This is a genomic window from Caldanaerobacter sp. (assembly GCF_049701115.1).
Taxonomy (GTDB): Bacteria; Bacillota; Thermoanaerobacteria; order Thermoanaerobacterales; family Thermoanaerobacteraceae; genus Thermoanaerobacter.
Genome location: NZ_JBNATX010000001.1, coordinates 237,495 through 246,164, shown reverse-complemented (window position 1 = coordinate 246,164; position 8,670 = coordinate 237,495). Strand labels below are relative to the sequence as shown.

Below are 8,670 nucleotides of genomic sequence, written 5' to 3'. Positions count from 1 at the left end.
TGGAGGAAGGGTAAAGGGCCCTTTGACATTTCAAAACTTTATCCATTATTTGGAGTTTTAAAGAAAATTTTATCCAGATATATACAGCCCCTGCTTTCGGTACTAAGAAAACAGGGGCTTAAATTTTTCTTTGTCAACAAACTGAAATCCTGCCTACGGCAGGATTTTTAATTTTATGATGATGAATAAATATAAGGGGAATTGTTTAAGTTTCCAAAAAATTTAGAAAATCGAAACATACTGAGGCATACTTTAGTAAAACGGAGAAAAACCAAATTTTTTTCTGGTTTTCTCCGTTTTTTGATTATTAGAAAGGCTTTTATTTAGGCAAAGTAAATGTATACAATAAGATTAGAAGAAAAATTTTATTGAGGTGATAGAATGGAAAATATAAAAGTGATTGTGTGGGGCCTTGGAGCGATGGGAAGCGGTATTGCAAAGATGATTCTTTCCAAAAAAGGAATGGAAATTGTAGGTGCTATTGACACTGACCCTAACAAAATCGGGAAAGATTTAAATGAGCTTTTAGGTACAAATTCTAAACCCGTATACGTTACCTCAAATCCCGATGATGTTATAAAAAAAGGGAGTGCTGATGTAGTTTTAATTGCAACGTCTTCATATGTAGAAAAGGTTTTTCCGTTAATAAAAAAAGCTGTTGAAAACGGTATAAATGTTATAACTACCGCTGAGGAGATGGCATATCCTTGGGCTCAGCATCCTGACCTGGCAGATGAAATTGACAGGCTTGCAAAAGAAAACGGTGTGACAGTGTTGGGGACAGGGATAAATCCTGGATTTGTACTGGACTATTTGATAGTAGCTTTAACGGGAGTTTGCATGGAAGTTGATTCGATTAACGCTTCCAGAATAAATGATTTATCTCCCTTTGGTAGGGCAGTTATGGAGGAACAAGGGGTGGGGCTTACTCCGGAGGAATTTGAAGAAGGAGTTAGAAAGGGTACTGTTGCCGGACATATAGGTTTTCCTGAATCGATTACAATGATTAGCAAAGCCATAGGATGGGAATTATCAGAAATAGAGCAGGTGAGAGAACCAATAATTTCTAAAACTCACAGAGAAACCCCTTATGCAAGAGTCGAACCAGGATATGTTGCTGGATGTCGTCAGATAGGTTATGGCAAAGTGGATGGAGAGGTAAAAATAGTTTTAGAACATCCTCAACAAATACAGCCCGAAAAGGAAGGAGTAGATACAGGGGATTACATAGAAATCAAGGGAACGCCTAATATAAAACTATCTATAAAGCCTGAAATCCCTGGTGGGATTGGAACCATAGCCATTTGTGTAAACATGATACCCCATGTAATAAATGCAGAGCCAGGGCTTGTCACAATGCTTGATTTGCCCGTTCCGAGAGCTATTATGGGAGATGCAAGGGATATGATAAGGAGGAAGTAAAATATGGCTAAAAAGGGAGATTGGGTCAAAATAAAGCAGATTGTCCTTGAACCCCACGAGAGGGCTGAAAATATCCCAGAAGATACTAAGAAGACACCTCTTACCATGTGGGTGAAGGGCATACTTATGGAAGATGCTGAAATTGGCCAAAAAGCGAAAATCAAAACATTTACAGGAAGAGTGGTAGAAGGAATTTTAGTAGAAGAAAATCCGCGACACATTCACGACTTTGGAGATCCAGTTCCGGAACTTATAAAGGCTGGCATGAAGGCAAGAGAAATATTGTATGGCGGTGAAAACAATGAGCAGGTATAAGGAGATAATGGCGAGGAAAAATGAGATTATGAAAAAATCTCTAGGAATAGACTATGAAAGATTTGAATCAGGCAGTATTGCTTTTGATTACGAGCGAATGATGAAAGAGACAGGTTACAGTTTAGAAGAGATAGTTGAAATACAAAGAGAAGCAAATGTGGGTAATACTCCTTTAATAGAATTAAAAAATCTGACGGAGCTTGCAAGAAAAATATCACCAACAGGCAAAGCTGCCAGAATTTTTATTAAAGATGAAGCCTGCAATCCTTCGGGAAGTTTTAAGGAAAGAAGGGCTAGCGTTTCTGTGTATCATGCGAAAAAGCACGGTTATAAAGGAGTCATAGCGGCTACAAGCGGAAATTACGGTGCGGCAGTTGCCTCTCAAGCGGCAATGAAAGGTCTAAAGTGCATTGTGGTACAAGAGGCATATGACAGCAGAGGTATAGGTCAGCCGGAAATCCTAGAAAAAGGGAGAAAATGCGAGACCTTTGGCGCAGAGGTTGTACAGCTAACAGTTGGACCGGAATTATTTTATGTAAACTTAATGCTTTTAGAGGAGACAGGATACTTTAACGCTTCTCTTTACACGCCTTTTGGGATTGCAGGTATTGAAACGTTAGGGTATGAGATAGCAAATCAAGTAAAAGAGAGAACAGGCAAATTTCCTGATGTAGTGGTTGTGACTCATGCAGGGGGAGGAAACTTGACAGGTACTGCAAGAGGTCTTATAAAGGCAGGAGCTTTAGATACGAAGGTGTACGGAGTGAGCGTTGATTTGACGGGGCTACACATGGCTTCAGATACTCATTTTAACAGGAAGTCCTTTACCACAGGGCATACGGGTTTTGGCATACCTTTTGCAACATGGCCGGATAGGGCAGATGTTCCAAGAAATGCTGCAAGACCGTTAAGATACATGGACGGATATTATCTGGTAAAGCAGGGAGAAGTATTTTACATGACGGAACTTCTTGCACAGTTAGAAGGGTTAGAAAGAGGACCTGCAGGTAATACCTCGCTAGCTGCAGCTTTTAGCCTGGCACAGCAGATGGAAAATGACCAGATAATAGTTGTACAGGAGACAGAATACACTGGGGCAGGTAAAAACCCAACTGCTCAGCTGACTTTTGCTAAGCAAAATGGAATAAAGGTGCTCGTAGGGAATCCTGATGAGGAAGTGCCAGGTAAAAACATAATTCTTCCTGAACATCCTTCGATGGTCAAAGCGAGGGAAGTCAAACTTGATAATTTAAAGAAATCTTACATTAGAAATTGCATCCAGCATTTTGGAATGCCAAATGAAGAAGATATAAAGTTTTTAGCCGAGGATACAAAGTCTGATGAGGATTTTGTGAGGGAGACGATTGAAGAATTAAAGAATGGAGGGTTAGTATGAGGAGAGAAGACGATTTTGAAGTGAGAAGTAAGCATCTTCAACACATGACAGATGAGGAATTGGATGCTTATTTTTGGGAATTGGCGGAGAAAATTGTGGATCCTTTGATTGAGCTTGCTTATTATCACACTTCTCCTTCTATTGAAAGGTCTGTACTTTTGAGGATGGGATTTTCCAGCATTGAAGCCAAAGAGATTGTCAATAGAATTGAGGAAAGAGGCCTTCTTCCGAAAGGAGCAGGGCACATAGTACTCAAGGTGGCAGAAAGAGCAAAAACTGACTATCTCACGGCAGGGAGGGGCCTTGCAAATGGGCAGTATATAGATGTATTAGATGAGATTGCAAGGGAGGTAAGGACGAATGAAACTGGAGCCAAATAAAAAGATTGACATAGAAGAGATTTTAAAAGACCTTGACAAGTATGTTCCCAGAAGAAGGGGATGGCACTGGAGGGAAGGGGTAGGAAGGCGTAAAATCGGAGATTTTGAGTATTACCAGGTCTCTGAGCCTTTAAAAAACAGCATTCCACTGCCTGCTGCAAAGCATTTTGGAAATATTGACCCACAACCAGACTGTGTGATAACCACTGAAATTGCTTCAGGAAGATTTGAAGACGACATAAGGCGAATGAGGATGGCTGCGTGGCATGGTGCAGACCACATAATGGTGATAAGGACTTTGGGGCAGAGCCATTTTGATGGATTGATAGAAGGAACTCCTGAAGGAGTAGGAGGAGTCCCAATTACCCGCAAACAAGTTAGGGCAACGCGAAAGGCTCTTGATTTGATTGAGGATGAAGTAGGAAGACCTATAAATTTCCATTCATATGTCAGTGGAATTGCAGGGCCTGAAATAGCTGTAATGTTCGCAGAAGAAGGAGTAAACGGCGCTCATCAGGACCCACAGTATAATGTTTTGTATAGAAATGTAAATATGGTTCGCTCTTTTGTGGATGCGGCAGTCGCCAAAAAGATTATGGCAGATGCTGACATGCTCCAAATTGACGGAGCTCACAACGCAAATGCGACTGCAAAATATGGATGGAAAGTAATGCCAGAACTTTTGGTGCAGCACGCTATAAATACCATGTATTCTGTGAAAGTGGGGATGAAGCCTGAGAACATAGCTTTATCTAGTGTACCACCAGATGCTCCGCCAGCACCCTGTATAAGACTTGACCTCCCCTATGCGGTAGCTTTGAGGCAGCTTTTCAAAAATTACAAGATAAGGGCGCAAATGAATACCAAATACATTGAACACGATACGAGAGAGGCGACAGTTACACATGTTTTAAACCTTTTAATATCCCGCTTGACATCTGCTGACATCCAAAGTACAATTACTCCCGATGAGGGAAGAAACGTTCCCTGGCATTACAACAATATAAACGCTATAAATACGGCCAAACAGGCATTAATTGGAATGGATGGCCTTAAGGAAATGGTGAAACTCAATTTTGACGGGGAATTAGGGAAAAAAGTAAGGGAACTCAAAATGAGAGCAATTCTTTTCATGGAGGAAATATTAGAAGTCGGTGGATATTTTAAAGCAGTGGAAGCAGGATTTTTTGTAGATTCTGGCTATTATCCTGAGAGAAATGGGGATGGCATTTTAAGGAGTATAAACGGAGGAATTGGAGCTGGCACAGTGTATAAGAGAGATAAGGACTACATGGCCCCTGTATGCTCTCATTTCGGGTACAACAACCTGCCGGAAGGCCTCAACAAGCCTTGTGATTTGATAGATGGATGTACTTTGTGTAAAAGAGAGAAAATTCAATATATAGACGAACTGGACGAAACTGACAATGTGCACAATAGGTTAAAAGAGACTTACGAATACAGAAAAGGGGACAAGATAAAACCGGAAGTTGAATGGGCTGGAGATGGCATAATAAGCATGAACCTCTTCTTGCCTGTGGATGAGAGGACTGCAGAATATGCTGCTATTAAATACGCTGAAAAATTAGGGCTTACTGATATAGCAGTTTTAAGTAAGCTTCCAATGCACCCTGCTGAAGGGACATATGTGGAAATAAGGGGTCGTGTTCAGTTTGCCATTGATAAGAATGAGTTGGTGATTCCGCCTGAGGAGAAGATACTTTCAGATGAGGAGATAGAAGAAGACATAAAGAGAAAACCAATGAAGGTTGTAGCGGCAACAGTAGGAAATGACGAGCACTCTGTCGGTTTGAGGGAAATCCTGGATATAAAGCACGGGGGAATTGAGAAATACGGCATAAAAGTGGTATACTTGGGTACCTCGGTTCCTGTAGAAAAGCTTGTAGATGCGGCAATAGAAGAAAACGCTGATGCTATTTTGGTGAGCACCATAATAACGCATGACGATGTGCACATCAAAAACATGAAAAAGGTACACGACCTGTGTGTAGAAAAGGGCATAAGAGACAGAGTGATACTGGTAGGGGGAGGAACGCAGATTACAAATGATTTGGCTAAAAGCGTAGGATTTGATGCTGGATTTGGCAGGGGCACAAAAGGAAATCAGGTAGCGAGCTTTTTAGTTAAAAGGAGAAGGGAAATGGAAAATGAAAAGGACGGTTGATGTTCTGGTAGCTGAGATTGGAAGTACAACTACAACTGTAAATGCTTTTAATTTAGGGAGCATACCAAGCTTTCTAGGACAGGGCATGGCACCTACTACTGTGCTAGAAGGAGATGTAAATGTTGGACTTAAAGCCGCCATTGAAGATTTGAAAGGTAAAATAGGGGATTTTGAGTACAAAGAAATGCTCGCCTGCAGTAGCGCTGCAGGCGGGCTTAAAATGACTGTCCACGGTCTTGTCTATGACATGACTGTAAGAGCAGCAAAAGAAGCGGCTTTAGGAGCAGGTGCCAATATAAAGCTTATAACTGCGGGGAAATTAAGGAGGACTGATTTAGAAAAAATAAAAGAGATTAAACCTAATATAATACTTTTGGCAGGAGGAGTGGATTACGGGGACAGAGAGACAGCCCTTTATAATGGCGAAAAGTTGGCAGAACTGAAACTGAACGTGCCTGTAATATACGCTGGAAACATAGAGAACAGGGAAGAAATAGCTTATATCTTCAAAGAAGCAGGTCAAGAAGTGTACATTGTAGACAACGTCTATCCGTCCATTGATAAACTGAATGTTGAACCTACAAGGAAAATGATACAACAGGTTTTTGAAAAGCACATCGTCACGGCTCCAGGGATGACCAGGGTAAAAGAATTGGTCACAGGCAATATAATTCCGACTCCAGGAGCAGTGATGGAAGCCTGCATACTGCTTTACAATGAAATAGGAGACCTTATGGCATTGGATATAGGAGGAGCCACTACAGATGTCCACTCTGTTACAGAAGGAAGCGAAGAGATACAAAAGATGACGGTAAGTCCGGAACCCTTGGCCAAAAGGACTGTAGAAGGAGACTTAGGGGTATTTGTAAACTCTAGAAATCTTTTTGAACTCTGGGGAGAGGAAGTTTATAAAAAATTTCCAAATGCTGAAGAACTTATAAAAAACATAAAGCCAGTTCCAGCAACAGATGAAGAGAAGGAATTTGTTCTCTTTCTTGCAGCTAAAGCTGTAGAAATAGCAGTAAAGCGCCATGCTGGCAAAATGGTCAGCTATTTTGGACCTACGGGAAAGACTTTTTATGTTGAAGGTAGAGATTTAACAGCAGTAAAGTGGATTATAGGAACTGGAGGAATCTTTACGCGGCTTGAGGGTTCAGAGGAACTGCTCAAAAACATAAATGACAAAGCTCCTGGGAAGGAGCTCTATCCTCCTTCTTCAGCAAAAGTTTTAATTGACAGAGATTATATCATGGCGGCCTGCGGAGTTTTATCTAAAAAATACCCTGAAGAGGCTTTGAGACTGCTGAAAAATAGCCTTGGAATTTAAAAGTGAGGGAAGATAGATGTATCCTTTATTGAGAATAAATTTAGAAAAGCTTCGCCACAATGCCCATATTATTGTTGAACTGTGTAGAAAAAGAAATATAAAAGTAGTGGGGGTCACAAAAGTTTTTTGTGCTATTCCCAAAGTGGCTGAAGAACTTGTGAAAGCTGGAGTAGACATGTTAGGAGATTCCAGGATAAAGAATTTAAAAAAATTGCAGCACATACCTGTGCCTAAAATGCTTCTTCGGATTCCAATGGAAAGCGAAGTGGAAGAGGTTGTAAAATACGCTGATATAAGTTTAAATTCAGAAATAAGCACAATTAAGAATTTATCAGAAGAGGCTATAAGGCAAGGCAAAATACATGATATAATACTCATGATAGATTTAGGGGATTTAAGAGAGGGAGTGTTAAAAGAAGATGCCCTTTCAGTTGCTGAAGAGATACTAGAACTCAAAGGAGTGAGGTTAAGAGGTATTGGAACTAATTTGACCTGCTATGGTTCTGTTATTCCTACCCCTGATATACTGGAAGAACTTATCGAAGTAAAGGAGGCCATTGAGAAAAAATTCGGTCAAAAATTAGACATAGTTTCGGGGGGTAATTCGAGCAGCTTGTATCTTGTTCAGAACGGACTTATTCCTCGTGGCATCAATCAGCTGAGAATAGGAGAGGCAATCGTTTTAGGTAGGGAAACCGCTTTTGGGGATAGGATTCCTCACACTTATGATGATGTGTTCACTCTGGAGGCTCAGATAGTGGAGCTTAAAGAAAAACCCTCTTATCCAAGGGGAATTTTAGGCATGGATGCCTTTGGTGAAAGGCAAGTTTATGTAGATAGAGGTATAATGAAAAGGGCCATATTGGGAATTGGCAGGCAGGATGTCAATATTAACGATTTGATTCCTGTAGAAAGCTGTATAGAGTTAATTGGCTCAAGCAGTGACCATCTGATTGTGAATGTGACCAATTGCGATTATCCTTACAAAGTTGGGGATGTAGTGAAGTTTAAGCTGAGATATGGAGGAATTCTGTCTTGCTCTACTTCAGAATATGTGGAAAAAATCATTGAAGAGGCGTAAAAAGAGGTATACGCCTCTTTTTGTGTTGACAATAATTTTGTTACATGGTATGCTTTTTATTGAAATCCGAGTGATATAGTAGGAATTCAGGGGTGAGGAACTATGAAGCTTTCTACAAAGGGAAGATATGGGATACAAGCTATGTTTGAATTAGCCCTATACTACGGGGAGGGACCTATTTCTTTAAAAACTATCGCAGAAAACGAGGGGCTTTCTGAACACTATTTAGAACAACTCATGGCTATTTTGAGAAAAGCAGAGCTTGTAAAAAGCGTAAGAGGTGCTCAAGGAGGGTATATGTTAGCGGCTCCACCGGATAAAATAACTGTAGGAGATGTGATAAGAACTCTAGAAGGTTCTCTTGCCCCTGCAGATTGCGTAGTGGAAGATACACCATTTGAATGTAGCAGAGCAGGAGGCTGTCCTACAAAACTCGTTATGGAGAGAATAAGAGACAGTATAAATAAAGTTATAGACTCTATTACATTGCAAGACATGGTGGAAGATTACAGGAGGTTAAACCAAAAGAGCGCATTCATGTACTACATTTAATGTGACCAAAAA

Annotated in this window: 8 protein-coding genes and 1 pseudogene; all 9 read left to right on the top strand. The window is 40.6% G+C overall.

The genetic code is table 11. The annotated features are described in order from the left end of the window. A pseudogene (locus ACPLVE_RS01400) lies at positions 1-171 on the top strand (IS5/IS1182 family transposase); the annotation flags it as partial. A gap of 210 nt (positions 172-381) precedes the next feature. Continuing rightward, positions 382-1,422 carry a 2,4-diaminopentanoate dehydrogenase gene (gene ord / locus ACPLVE_RS01395; protein ID WP_424609147.1) on the top strand — a complete coding sequence of 347 codons (1,041 nt, stop codon included), beginning with the start codon at positions 382-384 and terminating at the stop codon, positions 1,420-1,422. A gap of 3 nt (positions 1,423-1,425) precedes the next feature. Beyond that, positions 1,426-1,737 (top strand): 2-amino-4-oxopentanoate thiolase subunit OrtA, encoded by a 312-nt coding sequence (ortA, locus tag ACPLVE_RS01390; RefSeq protein WP_424609145.1) that lies wholly within the window; start codon positions 1,426-1,428, stop codon positions 1,735-1,737. After that, positions 1,724-3,133: a 2-amino-4-oxopentanoate thiolase subunit OrtB gene (gene ortB / locus ACPLVE_RS01385; RefSeq protein WP_424609143.1), complete on the top strand. Its 1,410-nt coding sequence runs from the start codon at positions 1,724-1,726 to the stop codon at positions 3,131-3,133. The genes ortA and ortB overlap by 14 nt, the downstream gene beginning before the upstream one ends. Then, on the top strand, positions 3,130-3,513 hold the full coding sequence (locus ACPLVE_RS01380) for an ornithine aminomutase subunit alpha (protein WP_424609141.1): 384 nt from the start codon (positions 3,130-3,132) through the stop codon (positions 3,511-3,513). Before ortB ends, ACPLVE_RS01380 begins: the two co-directional genes overlap by 4 nt. After that, complete coding sequence (gene oraE / locus ACPLVE_RS01375) at positions 3,494-5,698, top strand: D-ornithine 4,5-aminomutase subunit OraE (RefSeq protein ID WP_424609139.1); 2,205 nt, start codon at positions 3,494-3,496, stop codon at positions 5,696-5,698. Before ACPLVE_RS01380 ends, oraE begins: the two co-directional genes overlap by 20 nt. After that, positions 5,682-7,025, top strand: a complete 1,344-nt coding sequence (locus ACPLVE_RS01370; protein ID WP_424609137.1) for a GlmL-related ornithine degradation protein — start codon at positions 5,682-5,684, stop codon at positions 7,023-7,025. Before oraE ends, ACPLVE_RS01370 begins: the two co-directional genes overlap by 17 nt. 16 nt (positions 7,026-7,041) lie before the next feature. Beyond that, positions 7,042-8,106 (top strand): ornithine racemase Orr, encoded by a 1,065-nt coding sequence (orr, locus tag ACPLVE_RS01365; RefSeq protein WP_424609136.1) that lies wholly within the window; start codon positions 7,042-7,044, stop codon positions 8,104-8,106. 102 nt (positions 8,107-8,208) lie between these two features. Beyond that, the gene (locus tag ACPLVE_RS01360) at positions 8,209-8,658 is read left to right on the top strand and encodes an RrF2 family transcriptional regulator (RefSeq protein ID WP_424609134.1); all 450 of its coding nucleotides are present in this window, start codon (positions 8,209-8,211) and stop codon (positions 8,656-8,658) included. The last annotated feature ends 12 nt before the right edge of the window (positions 8,659-8,670 follow it).

Bases quoted from the DNA above. Each gene is read 5' to 3' on its own strand.
- ord (WP_424609147.1), top strand. From the start codon at position 382: ATGGAAAATATAAAAGTGATTGTGTGGGGCCTTGGAGCGATGGGAAGC.
- ortA (WP_424609145.1), top strand. From the start codon at position 1,426: ATGGCTAAAAAGGGAGATTGGGTCAAAATAAAGCAGATTGTCCTTGAA.
- ortB (WP_424609143.1), top strand. From the start codon at position 1,724: ATGAGCAGGTATAAGGAGATAATGGCGAGGAAAAATGAGATTATGAAA.
- ACPLVE_RS01380 (WP_424609141.1), top strand. From the start codon at position 3,130: ATGAGGAGAGAAGACGATTTTGAAGTGAGAAGTAAGCATCTTCAACAC.
- oraE (WP_424609139.1), top strand. From the start codon at position 3,494: ATGAAACTGGAGCCAAATAAAAAGATTGACATAGAAGAGATTTTAAAA.
- ACPLVE_RS01370 (WP_424609137.1), top strand. From the start codon at position 5,682: ATGAAAAGGACGGTTGATGTTCTGGTAGCTGAGATTGGAAGTACAACT.
- orr (WP_424609136.1), top strand. From the start codon at position 7,042: ATGTATCCTTTATTGAGAATAAATTTAGAAAAGCTTCGCCACAATGCC.
- ACPLVE_RS01360 (WP_424609134.1), top strand. From the start codon at position 8,209: ATGAAGCTTTCTACAAAGGGAAGATATGGGATACAAGCTATGTTTGAA.